Source organism: Geobacter sp. SVR (assembly GCF_016865365.1).
In the GTDB taxonomy this organism is placed as follows: Bacteria; Desulfobacterota; Desulfuromonadia; order Geobacterales; family Pseudopelobacteraceae; genus Pelotalea.
In genome coordinates, this window is record NZ_AP024469.1 from 936,247 (window position 1) to 957,688 (window position 21,442).

Genomic DNA, 21,442 nt, shown 5'->3' on the forward strand with positions numbered 1-21,442 from the left:
ATTATGCCATCTGCTTTGTCCAAAACCATGCGGTGCGTCTGTGGTGCCCCGGGAAGGCTTTCATTCTCATTTCGCGCAGGTGAGGGAAATGCTGGACGGCCACCAGTGATGAAGCTACTATGCCCCGCATAACATCAAGGTGCTCTCTGTGGCGGTTCGTTTCCGGCTCTTGCGGCATGCTGTCATATGCTTTCGGCGACGGCGGCCCGGTCACTGGTGCTCCGCGATTGCATTCCTTGATTTGATGAAGCTGGAACGCGTTGATCACGGTACAGGTGGTCAATATCGGAAACAGGGGGAATGGATGGCCGTAAAGATTTTATCTGGGCCAGGCATGATCGTGCATCGTGTCGTCGTCCTTTTTTCAATTGTGGTGTTGCTGTGGTGCCTGAAAGTCGAAGCCGCCCCATCGGGAAAACCGTTGCTCCTGCTCGGAGACCGTGACTATCCCCCGCTGAATTTCATGGACAAGCGGGGTGCCAGAGGGGTGACGGTCGACATGGTGAGGGCACTGTCCCGGGAAATGGGACGTTCGATCGACATCGAGCTGACAGACTGGAAAACGGCCCAAGACAGGGTTCTCAAGGGAGAGGCGGACGGGCTGATCGGAATGAGTGTCACCGAAGGTCGCCAGCGGCTCTACGATTTCTCCGATCCGATATTGACGAACGAGTTCGGCTTGTTCGTGCGCAGCGACGATCTGCGTATCAAGGGGACCGGCAACCTGGCCGGGATGAGGGTGGCGGTGACCAGGGGGGGGCTGCCGCTGACGTTCATGGAGTCCCGCCCCGAGGTCGAGACGGTTCCGGTGGAAAGTTACCGGGCCGGCCTGGAACAGGTGGCTGCCGGGAGCGCTGACGCATTTGCCGGCGATCTGTGGGTGGGGGCCTACACCATCCAGAAATATGGTCTGCCGGGTCTCAAGGTCGCGGCCCCTTTTGCTGCGCTGCCCGGGGCCATTGCCCTCAGGAAGGGCAATCCGGAACTGCTTGCGGAGATCAACCGGGCAATCGGCGCACTGGAGCGAAGAGGGGCCATGTCGCGGATCCGGAACGAATGGCGGCCCCATGAGATGGTTTTCCTCTCGCGAGAGCGGGCGAAAGGAATCGTGATAACCACGACCTCCCTCGTCCTTTTGTTTCTTTCCGGTTCCATGGCGGTCTGGATCGTCTTTCTCAAACGGCAGATCAGAGAACGCAGGAAGGCGGAACAGGCCCTGCGCGAGAGCCGGGCAGTGCTGGAGCGGATACTGGATTCGGTGCCGCAGGGAATCTTCTGGAAGGACCGTAACGGCGTCTACCGGGGCTGCAACAGAGCTCTTGTCAGATCGCTCGGTTTTCAGAGTACCGATCAGGTCATCGGCAAAACCGATTTCGACCTGTCATGGCCCGTGAAACAGGCCGAAGCTTACCGGAAGGACGACCGGGAGGTCATGGAGAACAACCGTCCCAAACGCTACATCGATGAACCATTGCAGCAGGCGGACGGTACCCGCTTGAGGATGGATACCACCAAGGTACCGCTTGCTGATGACGATGGGACCGTATATGGCGTTCTGGGTGTCTTCAATGACGTGACCGAGCGCAGGCAAACCCAGACTGCACTCCGGGAAAGCGAGAGGAAATACCGCGAGCTGGTGGAAAATCTGAATGTCGGCGTCTTCAGGAGCAAACCGACATCGGAGAGCATCGTCAGCGCCAACAGCGCCCTGGTCGAGATCTTCGACTACGATACGCTGGAGGAGTTCAGGCGGCAGCCGTTCTCGACACATTATCTTCACGATACCGACTGGTCGCTCTTCCTGGAAAAGATCTCCCGAACCGGCCAGATCAGGGAGTGGGAAGTGGCGGCCCGCAAACGGGACGGTTCCCCCTTCTGGATTGCCATCAGCGCCAAGGCCCATTATGATGGGAACGATACCGTCTGCTGGATCGATGGCATCATCGAGGATATCACCGAGCGCCGCCGCATGCAGCAGACGCTGAAGGAAAACGAGCAGCGCTTCCGCGCCATCTTCGAGCATTCGGGGATCGGCATCGCCGTTGTGGACCTGAACGGACGCCCCGTCGAGAGCAATCCCGTGCTCCTGAAAATGCTTGGCTACAGCGAAAAAGAACTCAGCTCCATGGTGTTCACCGAATTCACCCATCCTGACGACCGGGAGCTGGATTGGGGACTGTCCCAGGAACTTTTCGAGGGAAAACGTGAGTGCTACCAGATTGAAAAGCGCTATATCACCCAAAAGGGGTACATGATCTGGGGACGCCTGTCCGCGTCTCTCATTCGAAACGCTGCGGGAGAGCCGTTATATGCCATAGGAGTGGTCGACGACATCACCGAGCGCAAACAGATGCAGGACATGATGATTCAGGCGGAGAAGATGGCCATGATCGCCGGACTGGCGGCCGGCGTGGCCCATGAGATCAACAATCCGCTCGGGATCATCGTGCAGAATCTGCAGGTTGTGGAGCGGCGTTTTTCCCCGAGATTTCCCCAGAACATCGAGATCGCGGAACAGGTCGGTATCCCGTTCGACCGGTTGCTCGCCTACCTGGAGCGCCAGGAGGTGATCGATTTCATGGCCGGGATGCGGGAGGCCGGCAACCGTGCCTCAAAGGTCATGACCAACATGCTGCAGTTCAGCAGGAAAAGCGACGGCTGTCACCATCCCGCCTCCCTGCCGATGGTGTGCGATCAGGCCATAGAAATGACCAGAAACGATTACGACCTCAGAAAGATCCATGACTTCAAGGCCCTTTCGATTGTCAGGGAATATGCCGATGACGTGCCGCAGATATCGATCGACACATCCGAGATCGAACAGGTGCTGATCAACCTGCTCAAAAATGCCGCACAGGCGTTGTTCGAGCCGTGTGCCATCGATGAGCCCTGCATACGCATCAGCGTCCGCCGTAACAAGGGAATGGCTGAAATCAGGGTGGCCGACAACGGGCCGGGCATGACGGAGGAGACAAAGCGGCGTGTTTTCGAGCCCTTCTTCACCACCAAGGAGGTCGGGGTCGGCACCGGTCTCGGCCTGGCGGTTTCATATGCCATCATCACCAAAAATCACGGGGGCTCGATCGAGGTCGATTCATCGCCGGGCATCGGCAGCTGTTTTACCATATACCTGCCGACCGTGAACTAGGGGCCAAGCATGCATGTAAAAAACCGGACCGTATTGACCGTCGAAGATGACCGGAACCTGCGCCGTGGTATCTCCGCTTTCCTGAAGGATATCGGCTTCACGGTGCTGGAGGCGGAAAACGGCCGTCAGGGCTTTGAAGTATTCATGCGGGAGCGGCCCGACCTTGTGCTCACCGACCTCAAGATGCCGGTGATGGACGGATTCATGCTGATCTCGGCCATCGCGCAGACCGATCCTGACATCCCCCTGGTGGCCATATCGGGAACAGGTGCCGTAAACGATGCCGTGGAGGCCATTCGCCGGGGGGCATGGGACTTCATCACCAAGCCGATTGCCGATCTGGAGGAATTGGAAGCCGTTGCCGGAAAGATGCTGGAGCGTGCCGAAGAACGCCGGGCTCGGCAGGACCACCTTCGTAGCCTTGAAGGCCTGGTCGACAAGCAGTCCCGGCAATTGTCGGATCTGGCCAGGGTGGACAGGCTGACCGGTCTGCCCGCCAAATCGTGCCTGGAAGAATGTTTCCGGCACATGGCCCTGTCAGCCCACCCCGCGCACAGTCCGGCGTTGCTGTCCATTGATCTGGACAATATCAATCCGGTGAATCACACCTACGGCGAGGATTATGGCGATCTGCTGCTCATGGAGGCGGGCAAACGCCTCAAATCCCTGATAAAGCCTTCCGACGGGATCTGCAGGCTGTCCGGGGCCAGGTTTGCCCTGCTGACGTTCCGAGACACCAGCCTCTCCCATCTGGTTACGGAGATCAAGGCGCGTTTCGCGGTCCCTTTCCTGGTATTCGGCCAGGAGTTCTTCATCGGCACAAATGTCGGCATCGCCAGATTCCCCCATGACGGCGAAACGTTCGAGGCGTTGCTCAGGAATGCCGACATAGCCTTGTCCGAGGCGAAACTGCTGGGCAGGAACAGGCACCTGTCCTATTCCCCCGATCTCAGCCGGAGGCTCGAAGGGCGCGTAAAGATGGAAACCCGGCTGCGGCGTGCCCTTGATCGCGAAGAGTTCGTCCTTCATTATCAGCCGCAGGTCGATGCCACATCGTTCCGGATCGTAGGCATGGAATCCCTGTTGCGCTGGCGTCCCACAGGGGAGAGTGAGCTTGTCTCCCCTGCGTCTTTCATACCGCTTCTGGAAGAAACCGGTATGATCGTCCCGGTGGGGGAATGGGTGCTTCATACCGCCTGCAGCCAGTATGTCGCATGGCGAGCCGCCGGCATGCCCGCTCTCAGGCTTGCGGTCAACGTCTCGGCCTGCCAGTTCGGCTCCGGAAGGTTTGCGGAGACGGTCGCGCGGATTCTCGAACGCACCGGCATGGAACCGGCGTGCCTCTGCCTGGAGCTGACGGAAAGCATCGTCATGGGGGACATGCAGCAGACGCTGGCCACCCTCGTAACTCTGGACGGCATGGGGGTAAAACTGTCGCTGGACGACTTCGGCACCGGTTTCTCGTCGCTGGCCTATCTGAGAAAAATGCCGCTGCACGAGCTGAAGATAGACCGGTCATTCATCGTCGGCCTGCCTGACAGTAACGTGGTCGCCATCACGGAGTCCATCATCGCCATGGCCCATAGTCTTAATCTGAAAATCGTGGCGGAGGGGGTCGAAACGAAGGAACAGCTGGATTTTCTGACTGAACGGCAGTGTCAGGAGATACAAGGTTTTTATTTCAGCAAACCCTTGGAAGGGGAGGAGTTTTTTGCGCTCGTGTCCGGCTGGACACGGTGCGGGGCACAGCCTGCTGCGGCAGAGGCGCCCCCTGTGCCATTACATTGCTGACTCGTGAAAGGAATCCCATACATGCAGAAGATCGAACCAGCCACCCTTGAATCGGGCAATGCCATTCCCTTGCTGAAAACGCTCGCCATCCACCTGCGGGAGATCGGTGACGGCCACGCCGTCATGGAGGTTACGGTTGACGAGCGGCATTTCAATTATTTCGGCGGAGCGCACGGCGGCCTGATCGCCACGCTGGTGGACACGGTCTCGTTTTTTCCCCGTCCTCTGCTGCCTTCGGGGACCCCCTGTACGACAACCAACCTCAATGTCACCTATGTCAGGCCTGCAGCCCGGGGGGATGTTCTGACGGCCCGCTCCGAACTGGTGCACCGGGGACGCCGGATAGCGAGTCTGACGATTACCGTGAAGAATCAGGAAGATAAGCTGGTGGCGCACGGAACCGCAACTCTTATGTTGACCCCCTGAACCGGAAGACGTACCGGTCGGGCATGCGGGCTTACCGGCCCGGGTTCGGATCCGTCGGGGGAGACTGAGAAGGTCGGTCGGCACGGCGCTGTTTCCTGCGCCGCCAGGCGGCGCGGGTGCCGAAAAAGCACCCTGCTGCTGTCAGTGTCCAGATCGTGACAATGACTGCCGTTTCGCTGGTGGTGATCATCATGCCGTCCCTGCCGCACGGCACCGAATGTCAGGTCCGGTGCCCCTGCGGTACATGTTTTCGGATGTATTACTGCAGTTTTGGCAGGCGGTAGTCTGCCCCGGCAAACTGGATGTTGGCCGGATCTTCGCAGCGGGGGGGCGAAACGGCATGGACCCCACCGCACGACGGGCAGCTTGCCACAAAGGTTTTCAGTAAGAAGGGGGTCTGGCACCCCTGGCAGGTCGTCGACAATCCGCCGCCGGGCAGCTCCCAGGTTCTGAGGCTGCCGCCATGGGCCTGCGCAACAAACTCCACCAACTCCCTGCCTTCAGCAAACGGTCCCACACCGGCAGCGTGGCCGCATCCGCAATTTCCCATCGTGTCACTCCTGTACAATAGTCTGAAGCGACACTATACACCGGGCCTGCCGCCGGAAAATTGACCCAGGTCAATTATCGCGGGAGCGGCGGACGGGGAGGGCAGTGCGGACATTTCCGCTCCACCGGGCCAGGGCACGGAAGTCGTTGTCCTGTGTGCACCACTCCGATCTTGTTGCCCCCCCGCTGCAGGCGATATGGATCCTCCGAAGGGTTGGGGGAACAGCCCCTAGTTTACAGATCGGCCAGAAACTCCATGATCGCCTGGTTGAAACCCTCCGGCTGCTCCAGGTTTACCATGTGTCCGGCGCCATGCAGAATGCACAGATCGGCATCGGGAAGCCCTTCGGCAAGCAGGCGGGAGTTTTCCAGCGGCAGGGCCTGGTCGAGATCGGCACCGATTACGAGAGCCGGGTGGGAGATGCTGTCGAGCAGGGGGAGATAGTCTTTACGATCCCGCATGGCGATCAGGCCGGCAGCGGCACCCACGGGGTCCGTCGCTCGTATCCAGCCGACCACCTCATCCACCAGCGCCCCGTTTTCCGCCAGGGTTTCCGGCGCGAACAGGAGAGGGCGAAAGGCCTCCACCACTGCCCCGATCCCCTGGTTGCGGCAGGCCTCGGCCAGGGCGGTCCGTCGGGCCTTGCCGGCATCGTCGTCGCCGCCCCCTTTGGTGACGATGAATATTCCGGCGGCCACCCGGTCGGGATGGCGTTCCAGGAGATTCAGCAGAACATAGCCCCCCATCGACATGCCTCCCACCACAGCCTTATCGATCCCCAGGTGGTCCATCAGCGCCACGATGTCGTCGGCATAGGCATTCATGCCGGCTGTGTCGGATCCCGCTCCGCTCCCCCCGAAGCCGCGCAGGTCGGGGGTTATCACCCGGCAGCCGGCTTTGGCCAGCGCTTCGGCCTGTGGCCGCCACATGGTGCGGCAGAGTGGAAAACCGTGGATCAGAACCAGAGGAAGACCGGTCCCTCTGTCGCTGTAGGCCAGTGTGATGCCGTTGAGATCTGCTTTCATTGATACCCCCTGTGGTTGTCGGATCGAATCGATGCACGGGATCCTATCACAAATGGTTGGCAGTGGTAAGTTCTCCGAGCCGGACCGCCGTGATGTCAATCCAGATGCAGCAGGGAAAAGCGTCTGAGGTGCTCCCTGTCCAGAAGGGTCAGACCGGCCCGAGGCCCGATGGTTTCCACGGCGATGATCGTATCCGGATCGTCGAAAGCGATCGTAGCAGGGGTACCGGCTTCCGAGAGCCTGTTGAGCAGAAATCCGTCCAGAAAACGCTCTTCTTCGGCACTGGACAGTCGCCCCTTGAAACCGCGCCGATGCATGCGGACATGGAAGCTGGTGCCGGCCAGGCGGGGGAGCCACTCCAGCACCGTTTCCCGCGAACGAAGTTCGAATTCCGCGGCGGACCGGAAGCTGAACAGGTGCTGCACCGGCATGAAGCGCGAGATCCAGGCGGCGATGTCCGGATTACCGGCCAGCTGTCCCTGAAGATCGGCCAGCAGTCGGAAGGGATCAGGGGCGCGCATCGCCAGGGTATTGAAGAACTCGGTCCTGACTACCTGACCAAAGGGCTCCAACAGCCGGCAGGCAGGGACAAAACCACCCTCGCGGACGGTGATGACGGCATTCCAGTCGCGCACGCTTCTCTCCTTGTGGTTCTGCTTAAAGCATAGCTCTTGGGGGGCTTTTCTCAAATGGGAAGCAGAGTGGCACGAGGAGGGACAAATCTCGACGGGAATTCCCATAAGAAAAGGCGACCTGGCGGCCGCCTTTTCTCTCTTTCCGTGTGGCGACGGCAGCGGGCCGTCCGTCGGCTGTTCAGAAGCCGAACTTTCCCTGAACCCTGCCGATTTTACGCTGTGTCCTGCCCGCAAACCGCTCCAGCTTGCCTATGGCTCCCAAGGCGGTATTCGAGCTTATGCCGGCCACGATCTCCTTGAGTGCGCCCCTGATTTCGCGGAAAAATCCTTTTGCCATGAACTTGGTGCTGGTTTTCATGGTAGCCTCCCGATTCTCAAATAAGGTGCCGTACCATCACACACTCCGTAACCTCTCTTATGTATGTCATTATATCAGAGAGATCGGCGAATGCAGTCGAATGAAATGCGTGCGCATTCTCCGGAGCGAACGCATGCTGACCTGTGCCGATTCCGTGGAGACCGGAAGATTTCACCGATTCAGGTTTTGATTTAGACAGCGATTTGCGGTAGTTTGATTGCCCCGCTACGGCGCTTATCGTTGCAACAGCTTCTGTACATCCATCGGAGGTCGGCCAATGAAAATCGTGATTGCTCCGGATTCGTTCAAGGAGAGCCTGTCAGCACTGGAGGCGGCAGAGCAGATTGCGGCAGGTTTCCGGGAGGTGTTCCCCGATGGCGAGTATGTACTGGTACCTCTGGCCGATGGGGGTGAGGGCACGGTGCAGGCCATGGTGGCCGCCACCGGCGGCAGGATCGTTCCTGTCGATGCCACTGGTCCCTTGGGAACAGCGGTGCCCGCCTTTTACGGCCTGACAGGGGACGGGCGCACCGCCGTCATCGAAATGGCTGCTGCCAGCGGACTGACCCTGGTTCCTCCTGCCCGGCGCAACCCGCTGCTGACCACGACCTACGGCACCGGTGAGCTGATCCGTTCAGCACTGGCCGAGGGGGTCTCCCGCATCATAGCCGGCATCGGCGGGAGCGCTACCAACGACGGCGGCGCGGGCATGCTCCAGGCCTTGGGCATGAAGCTGCTCGATGCCCAAGGGGACGAGATCGGGTTCGGCGGTGGCGCCTTGGCCGGTCTGGCCGGGATCGATGCTGGCGGCTTGGTAAGAGGGGTGCGCGAGGTGAGGATCGAGGTGGCCTGCGATGTGGATAATCCCCTGCTGGGGGTGCGGGGGGCCTCGGCGGTATTCGGCCCGCAGAAGGGGGCTACCCCGGATATGGTGGCGCAGCTGGATGCCAATCTGGCCCATTATGCGGCAGTTATCAGCCGTGATCTGGGAGTTGAGGTGGCCACAAGGCCGGGTGCCGGGGCTGCCGGCGGCATGGGCGCGGCCCTGCTGGCCCTGGGGGGGCGGCTGCGTCCCGGCATTGACATCGTCCTGGATGCAGTCGGTTTCGAGGCCATTGCCCGGGATGCCGATCTGATCATCACCGGCGAAGGGCGCATCGATGGCCAGACTGCGGGGGGCAAGGCGCCTCTGGGGGTGGCGCGCATCGCCAGCCGGCTGGGCAAACCGCTGATCGGCATTGCCGGCAGCTTGGGGTCCGATGCAGAAGGGATATATGCCCATGGCATCGATGCCCTTTTCAGTGCGGTGCCCCGGCCATGCAGCCTGGAGAACGCCCTGGCCGATGCCGCCTCCAACCTCCGCACGGCCGCCCGCAACATTGCCGCAACCATCAGGCTGGGATGCCGGCTGGCCAGGACTTGAATCCAGGCATTCCGAGGGGCGTCCCGATACGAAAAAGCCGCTGCCGCACGTGTGCCGGCCCGCTTCCTCATTCATGAAGCGCATATTTTCACGATTACACTGAAACGAGTTTTTGAAGCCCATGAACAAAGAGCACATCATTCAGCACATCATTGCCGAGCTTTCAGCCGATCTGGAGGTTTTCTCCTCCGCTGCCAGGGCGGCCCACGAGGCAGCCACGCATGAAGAATGCATACCGGACAACAAGTACGATACCACTGCCTTGGAGGCTTCCTATATAGCCCAGGGGCAAGCCAACCGGGCCCAGGAGATCCGGGGCGCTTTAAAGGAGTACCAGGCCCTGACGCTGCATGAGTTCGATGACGAAAAGCCGATCCGGCTGACTGCCCTGGTTACCCTGGAGGACACCGACGGAAATCTCAGGAGGTTGTTTCTCGGCCCGCAGGCGGGGGGCAAGAAGATTGCCGACAGCAACGGGGAGATCGTCGTGATTACGCCGGCATCTCCTCTGGGGCGGTCGTTGCTGGGGTTGCGCACTGGCGACGAGGTCTGCGCACCCGGGAACGCTGCAGGCATGCCCTTTACCGTCGTCTCCGTCTCCTGAGGGGGCAGATGGCCGTCAGAGGGGAGCGGCAGGTGGAGGCCGGAATCCTATGGCTCTTCGGTTGAACCGCTCGGATTCTCCAGGCTGAGGATGCCGGAACTCTCCTCATAGGCAAAAAGCTCCGCATAGCGACCCCACTCGATGGCCACCTGCAGCACCCGTTCCGCTTCATCCTCGCTCAAGAAATCCTCCAGTTCCCGCAGAAAGCGGTCCTCCCTGGCCCGGTTGCCGGGGCGCTCATCGAGCACTTTGCGTATGTGGGCCGCCAGGGTAACGTGCCTGATGAGATGTTCGGCAAATATCTCCTTGCGCCGTAGAATATCGGCATCGACGTAGCTTTTGCCCGAGGGGGTCAGTTCGGCATCTCCGCCTTCGATATGGGCAAAAGCAAGGATGTCGAGCGCTTCGAGAAGCGGGAAGAGCTGATCCACGCCGAATCCCATCTGGTCGGCCAGCTCGGGCAGATCGGCCTTGCCGCTGTAGGGTTCGGCCGCCAGCGCCTCCAGCAGGCCGGCCAACTGGTTGACATGCGCCTCCGGGAGGCGGGAGGAGAGCGGTACCGCCTCCACTTTGGCGCCACGGGGACGCTTGGTCATCAGGGCATAGACCTCATCGACGATCTGGCGGAACGCCGGTGCTTCGCGGTCGCGTGGCTGCGGCAACGGCACCGCCATTTCCGCGATTACCTGCCCCGGATTGCTCCCGAGAATCACGATCCGGTCGGCCAGCAGCACCGCCTCCTCGATGTTGTGGGAAACCAGCAGGATGCCCCTGGTGGGAATGCGGCGCTCCAGCCAGAGCTCGATCAGGTCGGTGCGGAGCGTCTCCGCCGTAAGTACGTCCAGGGCGGAAAAGGCCTCGTCCATCAGGAGCAGCGTCGGTTCGACAACCAGCGCACGGGCAAAGCCGACCCGCTGCCGCATCCCGCCGGACAGTTCCTTGGGGTAGGCGGACTCGAATCCGTCCAGGCCGATCAGGTCGATGGCGGCCAGGGCCCGGCGGCGGCGCTCCTCGCGGGGAACCCTCCTGGCCTCCAGGCCCAGCTCCACATTTTCCAGCACGGTCAGCCACGGAAAAAGGGCAAAGGTCTGAAACACCATGGCCAGCCCCTCCACCGGGCCATCCACCGGCTTGCCGCAGTACAGGACCTCGCCCCCCTCCTGCTGCGTCAAACCCGAGATGATGCGCAGCAGCGTGGATTTGCCCGAGCCGGAGCGGCCGAGCAGGGCAACGATCTCCCCTTCGGCGATGGCAAGATTGACGCCGTCGAGAACCAGATGTTCGTCCCCCTCGCTTTTCTTGTATGACTTCCTGACATCGGTAAGTTTAAGCAGCGTATTGTTCCCTTGTAACGCTTCCATGGTCAGTTCCTTTCAATCCAGGCGATATCTGGTCTGGCTGGTGGTATAGAGTCGCCGCCATACAAAACGGTTGAGCGCCACCACGTAGATGCTCATGGCCGCGATGCCGAGAACGATATGGGGGTAGTCCCCCTTTTCGGTCCATTGGGCGATGTAGGCCCCGAGGCCGGTGGCCGTGAGCCTGGTATCTCCCCAGTTGACCACTTCCGCCACGATGCTGGCGTTCCAGGTGCCTCCGGAGGCGGTCACCAGCCCGGTCAGCAGGGCAGGGAAGATGCCGGGCAGCAGCAGCCGTTTCCAGAGGCGCCATCCGGTGACGCCCAGGTTGCGGGCTGCCTCGCGCAGGTCGGTGGGAATGGCAGCCGCCCCTGCTATGACGTTGAAGAGAATGTACCACTGGGTTCCCAGGATCATGAGCGGCGCTGTCCAGATCTCCGGCGAGAGCCGATAGCGGACCATCAGGAAGACCGCCACCGGGAAGAAGAGGTTCGCCGGAAAGGCCGCCAGGAACTGGGCCAGCGGCTGTACCTTCGTCGACCAGCGCGGATTGAGGCCGATCATCACCCCCAGCGGCACCCAGATCAGGCACGCCAGCACCAGCAGAACCATGACGCGCACCAGGGTGATGAGGCCAAGCACGAAAACCGTGACGATCTCGGAGCGGTCAACGCCGGTACCGACGAACCTGACCAGGAGCCATATCCCCGCCGCAATGCCGCCCCAGAGGCCGATGTGCCATACGGCTGCCTGCAAGCCGTTCCGCAGCCGGGATGGCCGCGGGTGGCGTGCCGGCCGGCGCGGCGGTCGTGGCAACCGTTCGGCCAGGAAAGACCACGCCCGATCGGCTTCCTGCAGTACGGCCCGCAGGAACCCGGCTCTTTTGAACAGGGTAAGCACCCACGACGAGGCGGTGTCCTGGCTTTCGGCCAGTTCGAACTTGAACTTTTCCGCCCAGGCCACCAAAGGTCTGAACAGGAGCTGGTCATAGATGAGGATGACCACCAGCATGGTGATGAGTGCCCAGGCAATGGCGCTCAAATTCTTGTCCCGGATGGCCTGAGCCACATACGAGCCGATACCGGGAAGCGTCACGGCTGTCTTGCCCACGGTGATAGCCTCCGAGGCCACCACGAAGAACCAGCCGCCCGAGACCGACATCATGGTGTTCCAGATCAGCCCCGGGGTGGCAAACGGTGCTTCCAGCCTCCAGAAACGCTGCCAGGGGGAAAGTCCGAACAGGATGGATGCTTCCTGAAGTTCCCGGGGAACGATGCGGAGCGATTGATAGAAGCTGAAGGCCATGTTCCAGGCCTGGGAGGTGAAGATGGCAAAGATGGAGGCTGCCTCGACCCCCAGCAGACTGCCGGGGAACAGGGCGATGAAGCCGGTTACCGTGATCGACAGGAATCCCAATATCGGCACCGATTGCAGGATGTCGAGAACAGGAATCAGCACGGCTTCCGCGCGCCGGCTTTTAGCTGCCAGGGTGGCATAGGTGAAGGTGAACAGCAGGGAACAGACCAGGGCCGCAGCCATGCGGAGCACGCTTCGCAGGGCATACAGAGGCAGATTCTGAGGGGCGAGCGAAAGGGGGAGCTGTTCCCCGGGGGTATAGGGGACCGCCATTTGCCGGCTTCCCCAGGCCATGAGTGTGATAATGCCCATGACGAGAAAGAAAGCCACCAGGTCCCAGAGATTGATACGCAGCTTCAGGTTTCGATTGTTCGAGGTTTCCATGTATTCCATCCATTGCACGTGGTCGTGGCATATCCATGACGGTGCGGCTGCTGTCGCGGTTCATTGCGCAGAACGTCCCCCTTCGGGCGGCAGAACTGCGACCGTGAGGGCCGTGCGCAACGGTATGGTGGTGTGCAGGTATCGGAGGAATAACAGGATTCCCCCCCTTTTGCGTTTATCCGATCACATCCGCGGTTTTCGGCCAAAGCAGGGAGGAAGCGTGGGGGTGCCGGGCGATCAACTCGGGAGTGACGGGATGTTGGAGATGTAACAGCGACTATGACTGTCCAAAGGGGATAACCACCACCTTTCGTTCGTTTTTTTTCGTATTCCAAATAAAAAAAGGCCACGGGAGAACCGTGGCCGGACGATAACGCGCCTCAATTCCCCACTCGTAGGTTTTCAGCAGTGCACAACGTAGGTCATCTGACCAGCTACCTTGGGTAAGGCCTTAATCCGGCAATACCTGGTCTACCCATTGGCGTCTTTCGACGTTTCCGGGCAGTAGCCTGTGTTTGTGCAAACGCCTCATGCTAACGAGGAACTATCATGTAACTACTACCCTGCGATGGATAAAGTCAACGCTTTTCAGCAGCAAGCCGGATACTTCCTGACGCGGTCACCTTCATGCGGACTCGGTGCAACAGGATCTCCCGGAGAGAGCATTCAGTCCTCATGCGTGACGCCGCGAGCGGATGGTGACAAAAGCGTGAAAGGTCCGGCTGTTGCACAGCATGCGCAAGGTGATACAGTTCAAGTAAAGCATGCGGGAGGATACCATGAACATCCTGAAAGGTATCGCGGGTGGAGCATTGCTGCTGGTCGCGGCACAGGCCGTGCCGGTCGATGCTCCGGCGGGCAGCCGGCCGCAATGGCAGGTGCTGTTCGGCGACAAGGATTCACAAAACTCCTATGACAAGGCAAACGTGAAGAAAAACGGAAATATCATCACCGTTACCACCAGGATTGCCTATACCGCCAAGGGAAAGGCGGATGCGCTGGAGCTGTTGAAATACCCCCAGGGCTTTGACGACCTCGCCTACACCATCTACGTGCACGATACCAATTGCAGCGACATGATCAACAAACTGCGCACGGTGACCCATTACAACAGCAAGGGGGCGGAGATCAGAAACGTGGACATGTCGGGCGTGGCGGAATGGGAAAAGATCCAGCCGGACTCGCTCATGGAAATGGTGGCAAATGCGGAGTGCCCGCGGTAGGCAGATGAAGCGCTGCTGGCTGAGTGCTGACCAAAGGCATGCAGGCTGGGTAAAGGGGCCGGATAGTTGTCCGGCCCGCTCCTTTTGTGCCCGAAGTGCTTAGTCGCGTTGGTATCCCAGGGAGTCGTGGCAACTGGTGGTGCAGTTCCCCCCCTTGTCCGTGGCGGTGTAGGTGATGGTAACCGCTTCCGCGCCTTTGGCTCCCTTCGGCCGCATCAGGTAAAGCTGTTGGCTGGCATGGGCATCGTGGCAGGTGAGACAGGGGATGGCAGCGCCCTTCCTGCCGGCATGCAGGTAGTGCAGATTCTGCGTGCCGTCGCGGAATCCGGTCTTGGTGGTTTCCCGCTCTTTTACCAGCGCGCAATCGTGGCATTCGAAGCAGAGTTTTTCCGGCTTGGCCCTGAGCAGTTTCCGGTGCGGCGAATTATGGGGGGCGTGGCAGCCAAGGCATTCGTTCGCCATGATGGGAGGGTGCACGCTCTTTTGGTTTGACTGGTTATCGTGGCACTCGTAGCACAGTGTGGCACTCCTGTCCTTGACGGCATAGAGGCTGTGATCGCTCTGATGGTTGCCGGGCCTGGTCTGGTGGCAGGGGGTGCATTCTTTGCCGGCCACCGCTTCGTGCACGTACCGGCCGGTAATCTTGCTCCGATGGCATTGATGGCAGGGCTTGCCGTTGGAAGGATCGATGGTCCCCTGTGCATCAGCCATAGAGGCGGGCATCTGAAAAATGACTGCAGGCAGAGCAAGCATCAAAGCGGCAAGGGTCTTTTTCATTCGGCCTCCCCTCCGGTAAAGGCGGAAACGCCCTCACCGATCCGTGAATGGTATACACCCACAACTGCGCTGTTTCTTCATTTGCCTGTCAATTTCCGGTCATGACCATCCGCGGCTCGACGTAGCGCAAAAGTGACAGTAAAAGAATACCCGGGGGTAGGAAAAATACAAGACAGGCTGAACCCGAGCGACATTCAGCATATGTCAGGGTACTTGTTCCGTTGTCAGGTGTTCGGAACACTCATCCCCCGTAAACCTCGGGGGAGCCTGCCAGCGCCAGCCAAGCCTGTGCCGCGTGCGACAGATAACCGCCGCGCCGCCAGACCAGGGCCATGTGCCAGTAGATCGCGGGGTGCCCGACTGCGACGCGTTTCGTCAGGGGATGCGGCCGCTGTTCGGCGATCAAGCGTGGCAGCAGGGCAACGCCGAGCTTGGCGGCCACAAGCTCGATGATGAAATCGATCTGGCTCGACTGGGTCGCCACGCTGGGCGTGAAGCCGCTTGCCCGGCACGCCTCCAAAATGATGGGGTTGAGCGCAAACTCCGGTCCGTACAGGATAAACGGCATATCAGCCAACTCTTCGAAGGCGAGCGTGTCGCATTCAGCCAGTGGATGGTCGGCTGCCAGCAGGAGATCAATCGGTTCCCGTCGCACCTCCTGCCACTCGAATTCTTCACTGATCGGCAGCAGCGAAGCGGCCAGGTCCAGTTCACCGGCCAGTACCAGTTCTTCCAGGCGTTTGCTGCCATTCTCCACCAGTTTAATGTCCACATCCGGATAGCGGCTCCGATAGGCGGCAAACCAGCGGGCAAAAAGGGTGTTGCTGCCAATCAAGGGAAATCCCAGACGCAGGGTGCCCCCCGCAAGATTCCGCAATTCCTCCAATTCTATCTTCAAATCGTCGGCCTGCGCCAGGATCGTCAAGGCGCGACGGTAAACGATTTCGCCGGCCTCCGTCAGCCTGCTGCGGTGGCCGATCCGTTCGAGCAACCGGAGCCCCAGTTCATCTTCCAGCTGTTTGACCGCCTTGCTTACTGTCGATTGAGTCGCAAACACCGTCCTGGCGGCTCTCGAAAAACCCCCTTGACGAACCACCTCGACCAATGCCCGCAATGTCCGGATTTCCATTTTTATTCCATTTCTGAATTATTTCGAGTCATAAAATTCATTTTACGAATAGCATGATTCGCCCTATGATGCAATCAAGCAAGCGAAAGGAGCTTCCATGAACAGGTATCGACGTATGAGCGTTTGGCGGCGGCGCTGTCGTTCCAGCCGGTTGTTTCAGGCGCTTCTCATTCTGGGCTTCTGGCTGGGCGGCGAGATTATCGTGCGTTGGACCGGGCTGCCGCTTCCCGGAGCTATTGCAGGATTGTTCATCATGCTCGCTTTGCTGGGAAGCGGGCGGCTCAGCATTGGAACGGTGCGCCGCGGAGCGCAGTGGTTTCTGGCCGAGATGCTTCTCTTCTTCGTGCCCGCAGTGCTGGCGGTGCTGGATCATCCGGAGTTACTCGGTCTGCTGGGGCTGAAGATCCTGGCGGTAATCGTGCTGGGCACGCTGATCGTCATGATTGTCACGGCAACGGTCATGGACGTTTGTTTTCGCCTGAGCGTCGCCGGGAAGGGGCATGCCGATGTCGCAGAGTAGCGACTGGCTGTTCAGGGCGCTATGGTGGTCAGTGTTGACCATTGCGCTCTACATGTTCGGGAAAGCGTTGTACCGCCGCTGGCCCAGCTGGTGGTCGTCGCCGTTGTTGGTGGCGCCGCTGCTGTTGATCATGGCTGCGCTCGCGTCTCATGTGACTTATCGGGAGTATAGCCGGGGGACGCACTGGCTGGTCGCCCTGCTTGCCCCGGCAACGGTCTCGTTTGCCGTTCCGATCTACGAACAGCGCATGCTGATACGTCGGCACTGGCTGCCGCTACTCGTCGGAGTACTGGTGGGGAGTATCACGGCGATAGTCTCTTCATGGCTACTGGCGCGTCTGTTCGGACTGAGTGATCTCGTACGTCTGAGTCTGCTGCCGCGCTCCCTGAGCACCCCCTTTGCCATGACCGTTTCAGGCGATCTCGGCGGTGCACCGGCGCTTACCGCTGTGTTCGTGGTAATTACCGGCGTTTTGGGTGCGGCGATGGGGGAGGGGCTGCTCAACTGCCTGCCGCTGCGATCTGTTCTGGCGCAAGGGGCGCTCTTCGGCATGGGCGCCCACGGGGCTGGTACTGCCAAGGCGCACCAGATTGACGGGGAAATCGGTGCCATTGCAGGGCTCGTCATGGTGCTCGTCGGCATGCTCAATGTCCTGGCTGCTCCGCTGCTTGCCCATATCCTGCACTGATGTGCATGGTGCCCAACCTGCCTCTTGTAGCCCGGTGCTATGGGGCGGGAGACTTCTGCTATTCATCGCCGTATTTTGTGGCTGATCCCCCTTATCCCCCGGATGGCCGGAATGCTGTTCAGTTCCTGTTCGATGTATATTCCATCGGAGGCACATGATGCAGTTGAGCGTGGCGCATTGCCCGAAAATGTGCCATAATGCCCCGCTCAAAATCATACCCATACCGATGAAAGGATGTATCAGTTCAGATGGGAGTCTACGCCAATACCGTCAGCATCACTCAATTTACCGTCACCGGCGATCTGCCGAAGCAGGATCAATTCCAATGGTTTTCCGAAAAACTGGCCGGCCGTGGCTTTCAGTCCATTGAAAACTCCACCGAGGAAGTTTCCGAAGGGTGGGTCCAGGTGGACCGTCCCGATGAGGCAGCTTTTGCGGCACCCTCGGATTTCTGGCGCGACAACTACCTGGTGTTCAGCCTGCGGCGCGACCAGCGCAAGATCCCGGCCTCGGTGCTCAAATCCCATACCGGCCGTGAGGAAGGTGCCTTCCTGTCGCAGCACCCCAACCTGCGGCGCACCCCCAAGAAGAAACGCGAGGAGATCAAGGAACAGGTGCAGTTGAAACTGATGAGCCGCTGCCTGCCGGTCCCCTCCACCGTGGATGTGGTCTGGGACCAGAAAAGCGGCGTGTTGACCCTGTTCAGCCTGGGCTCCAAGGTGGTCGAGCGCTTCGAGGACATCTTCCGCAAGTGCTTCGAGGGCTTCCATCCGGTGGCCATCCATCCTTTTGCCCGGGCCCGGATGCTCTTGGAAGGACAGCTTTTGGACAAGCTGGAGGGTGCCAATCAGGCCAACTCCGATTCGGTCATCGCCCTGATCCGCGACAACCAGTGGCTGGGCTGGGACTTCATGCTGTGGCTCCTGCAACGCGGGGTCAACGGCGAGGGTGAATTCACAGTCAGCCGCCCCGGCCATTTCACGGCCGGCGAGCGTTTTTCGGCCTGGATCGACGATAAGATTCAGCTGCAGGGTGGGGGAGAAGAGGGGGGCATCCAGAAGGTGTCGGTTTCCGGCTCCCAGGACAGTTACCTGGAAGCCATCTCGGCGCTCAAGGGGGGCAAGCAGATCACCAGCGCCACCATCTGCATGGAAAAGGACGAGAACCTCTGGAAACTGACCCTGAAAGGGGAAACCTTCGGCTTTGCCGGGTTCAAGTGCCCTCAGGTGCGCATCGAGCGCGACGCCACGGTGGAGGAGATGAGCGAGCGCGAGGCAGCCTTCTATGAGCGCATGTATCTGCTGGAGCAAGGGGTGCAGATGTTCGACAGCCTGTTCGCCACGTTTCTGCAGGAACGTCTGAGTGACGCCTGGAACGGGCGCATGAAGGCGATCCAGGAGTGGCTGGACGGGAAACAGCAACCCGAATAGAACGCGGAAAAAGCCGGGTCGTTGAGGATGCACGCGGATTGAACAAATTCAGCATCTGTTAGCCTACCCGGAACCGTGCACATCCGCCGCATCCGCAAAAATCCGCGTTCCATTAACGATTTGATTTAGAAGAAGAGGTTCAACGTGAAGTTTATCGATGAAGTAACCCTGTATGCATCCTCCGGCCATGGCGGCGCCGGGTGCGTGGCCTTCCGGCACGAGAAGTTCGTCGAGTTCGGCGGGCCCAGCGGCGGTGACGGCGGCAAGGGAGGGGACGTGGTCTTCCAGGCCATGTCCGGTCTTTCGACCCTGCTTGAGCTGCGCCACAAGCCGCACCAGCGCGCCGAAAAGGGGCACAACGGCATGGGCAAGAACCGCCACGGTGCCGGCGGCGAGGACCTGGTCGTCAAGGTGCCGGTGGGCACCGTGATCAAGGATGCCGAAACCGGGGACCAACTGGCCGACCTGACCGAGGATGGTCAATGCATCGTGCTACTCAAGGGGGGGCGCGGCGGCCAGGGCAATGCCCGCTTCGCCACCGCTACCAACAAGGCCCCCAAGTTCGCCCAGCCGGGGGAGGAGGGGGAGGAACGCAAACTGCGGCTGGAGCTGAAGCTGATGGCCGATGTCGGCCTGCTGGGGCTGCCCAATGCCGGCAAGTCGTCCCTGATCAGCAAGCTCTCGGCCGCGCGTCCCAAGATTGCCGATTATCCCTTCACCACTCTGAAACCTTCCCTGGGGGTGGTGGAGTACAAGAACCGGCGCTCCTTTGTGATGGCCGACATCCCCGGCATCATCGAGGGGGCCCACGAAGGGGCCGGGCTGGGGCACCGCTTCCTGAAGCACCTGGAACGCTCCGGGATTCTGCTGCATCTGGTGGACATCTCCTGGATGCCGGAACGGGACCCGCTGGCCGAGTACACGGCCATTGCCCGCGAGCTGTCCATGTTCAGCCCCGAGCTGGCTGCCAAGGAGCAGATCGTGGTGATCACCAAGACGGACCTGACCGAGACCCGCGAGCATCTGCCCGAGATTCGGAGCTGGTTCGAAGGGCAGGGCATTCGGGTCTTTCCCATATCGTCCGCCACCGGCGAAGGGATACCCGAACTGCTGGACGAAGTGGCCCGCCGGCTGTGGGGGCGGGCTGAGGAAGCATGGTGAGTTTGCAGCAGGTTGATGGGATAAGAAGTTCTCAGACCCTGAATCCGTGAAGCCTTCCAGCCTTCACTCGCTACCCATGCCTCTGCTCTTGCGTTTTCCGCATGAGAAGCATCCCAGCGTAGGTGAAGCGAGATTGTCGGAATGAAGCGGATCCAGCGACGATCGAGCCCCGGCATGACGCTCGCTTCGGCTTCCATGCTTCACGGATTCAGTCGGCCTTAGCCTGTAGAGAGGGAGTTTGTGTGATGCGACGGGAGTTGCTTAAAAAGGTCAAGCGGGTGGTGGTCAAGATCGGCAGCCGTGTGTTGACCGATAGCGACGGCAGCCTGGACATGGCGGTGATCGGGCGGATCAGCGATGATCTGGCCCTGCTGCGCCGCCAGGGGCTGCAGGTGGTGGTGGTGTCCTCCGGGGCGGTAGCTGCCGGCCGCTCGGAACTGGGACTGACCGAGAAACCGCGCACCATACCTCACAAGCAGGCTGCAGCGGCCATCGGCCAGACGCGCCTGATGCGGGCCTACCAGGAGGCACTGGCGCCCCACGGACTCAAGGTGGCCCAGGTGCTTCTGACCTCCGAGGATCTGGCCAGCCGGCATCGTTTTCTCAATGCCCGCGCCACCCTGGACGCCCTGCTCGGGTTCGGCATCATCCCGGTCATCAACGAGAACGATACGGTGGTGGTGGACGAGATCAAGTTCGGTGACAACGACAATCTTTCTGCGCTGGTTACCAACGTGGCCGAGGCGGATCTGCTGGTGATCCTGACCGATATCGAGGGGTTCTACAGCGCTGACCCGCGCAGCGATCCCGATGCCCGGCTGATCCCGCTGGTCAAGGCCGTTACCCGCGAAATCGAGCGGGCTGCCGGCGGCTCGGGCTCCGGCGTCGGCACCGGCGGCATGGCCACCAAGGTGGCGGCGGCCAAGAAGGCGGGCAGGAACGGCGTGGCAACCGTGATGGTGCCGGGCAAGCGGGAAGGGATCATTGCTGCGGTCATGCTGGGGAAGGAGGTCGGCACCCTGTTCCTGCCCGAAGACTCGGGGCTGAACCGCCGCAAGCACTGGATCGCCTATACCCTCAAGCCGGCCGGCCGGATCGTGGTGGACGACGGTGCCCGGGAGGTGCTGCTGAAAAAGGGCAAAAGCCTGCTGCCGTCGGGGATCGTACGGGTGGAGGGGCGCTTCGACCGGGGGGGCTGCGTACGGATCTGCGGACTGGACGAAAAGGAATTCGCCCGGGGACTGTCGGACTACTCGGGCAGCGAGATCGCCCGGCTGGCGGGGCATAAGAGCGGCGAGATCGAGGATATCCTGGGGTACCGCTACAGCGATGTGGTGGTGCACTGTGACAATCTGGTGATGCTGTAGTTTCTCTGGAAAATCTTTTTAATCACTCCGTCGAAATTAAAAAAACCGGTTGCCGGCATAAGCCGGTAACCGGTTTTTTACATGGTGCT

At 60.5% G+C, this 21,442-nt stretch carries 20 protein-coding genes and 1 riboswitch; of the genes, 11 read left to right on the forward strand and 9 right to left on the reverse strand.

Annotated features, from left to right (window positions below):
• The first annotated feature begins 304 nt into the window (after positions 1 to 304).
• From GSVR_RS04420 to GSVR_RS04430, 3 genes are read left to right on the forward strand one after another with little or no spacing between them, the layout of a single operon-like run.
• On the forward strand, positions 305 to 3,148 hold the full coding sequence (locus GSVR_RS04420; RefSeq protein ID WP_173196137.1) for a PAS domain S-box protein: 2,844 nt from the start codon (positions 305 to 307) through the stop codon (positions 3,146 to 3,148).
• A gap of 9 nt (positions 3,149 to 3,157) precedes the next feature.
• Positions 3,158 to 4,939: a bifunctional diguanylate cyclase/phosphodiesterase gene (locus GSVR_RS04425; protein ID WP_173196135.1), complete on the forward strand. Its 1,782-nt coding sequence runs from the start codon at positions 3,158 to 3,160 to the stop codon at positions 4,937 to 4,939.
• Between the two features lie 21 nt (positions 4,940 to 4,960).
• Complete coding sequence (locus tag GSVR_RS04430; protein ID WP_173196133.1) at positions 4,961 to 5,365, forward strand: PaaI family thioesterase; 405 nt, start codon at positions 4,961 to 4,963, stop codon at positions 5,363 to 5,365.
• Positions 5,366 to 5,396: 31 nt separating this feature from the next.
• Here GSVR_RS04430 and GSVR_RS04435 read toward each other — a convergent pair whose 3' ends face one another.
• The 5 genes from GSVR_RS04435 to GSVR_RS04455 all read right to left on the reverse strand — a co-directional run bounded on the left by GSVR_RS04435 (position 5,397) and on the right by GSVR_RS04455 (position 7,933).
• On the reverse strand, positions 5,397 to 5,558 hold the full coding sequence (locus tag GSVR_RS04435; protein ID WP_173195950.1) for a hypothetical protein: 162 nt from the start codon (positions 5,556 to 5,558) through the stop codon (positions 5,397 to 5,399).
• 66 nt (positions 5,559 to 5,624) lie between these two features.
• Entirely contained in the window at positions 5,625 to 5,915 is a 291-nt protein-coding gene (locus GSVR_RS04440) for a hypothetical protein (RefSeq protein WP_173196131.1), read from the reverse strand.
• Between the two features lie 233 nt (positions 5,916 to 6,148).
• Positions 6,149 to 6,940: an alpha/beta fold hydrolase gene (locus GSVR_RS04445; RefSeq protein WP_173196129.1), complete on the reverse strand. Its 792-nt coding sequence runs from the start codon at positions 6,938 to 6,940 to the stop codon at positions 6,149 to 6,151.
• Between the two features lie 95 nt (positions 6,941 to 7,035).
• Entirely contained in the window at positions 7,036 to 7,575 is a 540-nt protein-coding gene (locus tag GSVR_RS04450; RefSeq protein ID WP_173196127.1) for a hypothetical protein, read from the reverse strand.
• Between the two features lie 178 nt (positions 7,576 to 7,753).
• Positions 7,754 to 7,933 (reverse strand): CsbD family protein, encoded by a 180-nt coding sequence (locus GSVR_RS04455; RefSeq protein WP_173196125.1) that lies wholly within the window; start codon positions 7,931 to 7,933, stop codon positions 7,754 to 7,756.
• Between the two features lie 277 nt (positions 7,934 to 8,210).
• Here GSVR_RS04455 and GSVR_RS04460 point away from each other — a divergent pair, with 277 nt between their 5' ends.
• Complete coding sequence (locus tag GSVR_RS04460; RefSeq protein ID WP_173196123.1) at positions 8,211 to 9,356, forward strand: glycerate kinase; 1,146 nt, start codon at positions 8,211 to 8,213, stop codon at positions 9,354 to 9,356.
• Positions 9,357 to 9,477: 121 nt separating this feature from the next.
• On the forward strand, positions 9,478 to 9,960 hold the full coding sequence (locus tag GSVR_RS04465; protein WP_173196121.1) for a GreA/GreB family elongation factor: 483 nt from the start codon (positions 9,478 to 9,480) through the stop codon (positions 9,958 to 9,960).
• A 47-nt stretch (positions 9,961 to 10,007) separates the two neighbouring features.
• Here the strand turns inward: GSVR_RS04465 and GSVR_RS04470 are convergent, their stop codons facing one another.
• Positions 10,008 to 11,321: an AAA-associated domain-containing protein gene (locus GSVR_RS04470; RefSeq protein WP_173196119.1), complete on the reverse strand. Its 1,314-nt coding sequence runs from the start codon at positions 11,319 to 11,321 to the stop codon at positions 10,008 to 10,010.
• 12 nt (positions 11,322 to 11,333) lie between these two features.
• On the reverse strand, positions 11,334 to 13,067 hold the full coding sequence (locus GSVR_RS04475) for an ABC transporter permease subunit (protein ID WP_173196117.1): 1,734 nt from the start codon (positions 13,065 to 13,067) through the stop codon (positions 11,334 to 11,336).
• A 371-nt stretch (positions 13,068 to 13,438) separates the two neighbouring features.
• Positions 13,439 to 13,606, reverse strand: a riboswitch (M-box (ykoK) riboswitch).
• Between the two features lie 231 nt (positions 13,607 to 13,837).
• Between GSVR_RS04475 and GSVR_RS04480 the strand changes: the two genes are divergently transcribed.
• Entirely contained in the window at positions 13,838 to 14,281 is a 444-nt protein-coding gene (locus GSVR_RS04480) for a surface-adhesin E family protein (protein ID WP_173196115.1), read from the forward strand.
• Positions 14,282 to 14,380: 99 nt separating this feature from the next.
• On the opposite strand, the gene GSVR_RS04485 is transcribed toward GSVR_RS04480, so the two are convergent.
• Positions 14,381 to 15,058: a cytochrome c3 family protein gene (locus tag GSVR_RS04485; RefSeq protein ID WP_173196113.1), complete on the reverse strand. Its 678-nt coding sequence runs from the start codon at positions 15,056 to 15,058 to the stop codon at positions 14,381 to 14,383.
• A gap of 241 nt (positions 15,059 to 15,299) precedes the next feature.
• Complete coding sequence (locus GSVR_RS04490) at positions 15,300 to 16,187, reverse strand: LysR family transcriptional regulator (RefSeq protein ID WP_173196111.1); 888 nt, start codon at positions 16,185 to 16,187, stop codon at positions 15,300 to 15,302.
• Positions 16,188 to 16,284: 97 nt separating this feature from the next.
• Here GSVR_RS04490 and GSVR_RS04495 point away from each other — a divergent pair, with 97 nt between their 5' ends.
• The 5 genes from GSVR_RS04495 (at position 16,285) to proB (ending at position 21,353) form a co-directional block, all read left to right on the forward strand.
• The gene (locus GSVR_RS04495) at positions 16,285 to 16,707 is read left to right on the forward strand and encodes a CidA/LrgA family protein (RefSeq protein ID WP_173196109.1); all 423 of its coding nucleotides are present in this window, start codon (positions 16,285 to 16,287) and stop codon (positions 16,705 to 16,707) included.
• Positions 16,694 to 17,395 (forward strand): LrgB family protein, encoded by a 702-nt coding sequence (locus GSVR_RS04500; protein WP_173196107.1) that lies wholly within the window; start codon positions 16,694 to 16,696, stop codon positions 17,393 to 17,395. Before GSVR_RS04495 ends, GSVR_RS04500 begins: the two co-directional genes overlap by 14 nt.
• A 248-nt stretch (positions 17,396 to 17,643) precedes the next feature.
• On the forward strand, positions 17,644 to 18,825 hold the full coding sequence (gene rdgC, locus GSVR_RS04505) for a recombination-associated protein RdgC (protein WP_173196105.1): 1,182 nt from the start codon (positions 17,644 to 17,646) through the stop codon (positions 18,823 to 18,825).
• Positions 18,826 to 18,969: 144 nt separating this feature from the next.
• Positions 18,970 to 19,986, forward strand: coding sequence for a GTPase ObgE (gene obgE, locus GSVR_RS04510; protein WP_173196103.1), 1,017 nt, complete (start codon positions 18,970 to 18,972; stop codon positions 19,984 to 19,986).
• A gap of 245 nt (positions 19,987 to 20,231) precedes the next feature.
• Positions 20,232 to 21,353: a glutamate 5-kinase gene (proB, locus tag GSVR_RS04515; protein WP_173196100.1), complete on the forward strand. Its 1,122-nt coding sequence runs from the start codon at positions 20,232 to 20,234 to the stop codon at positions 21,351 to 21,353.
• Positions 21,354 to 21,442: the final 89 nt, after the last annotated feature.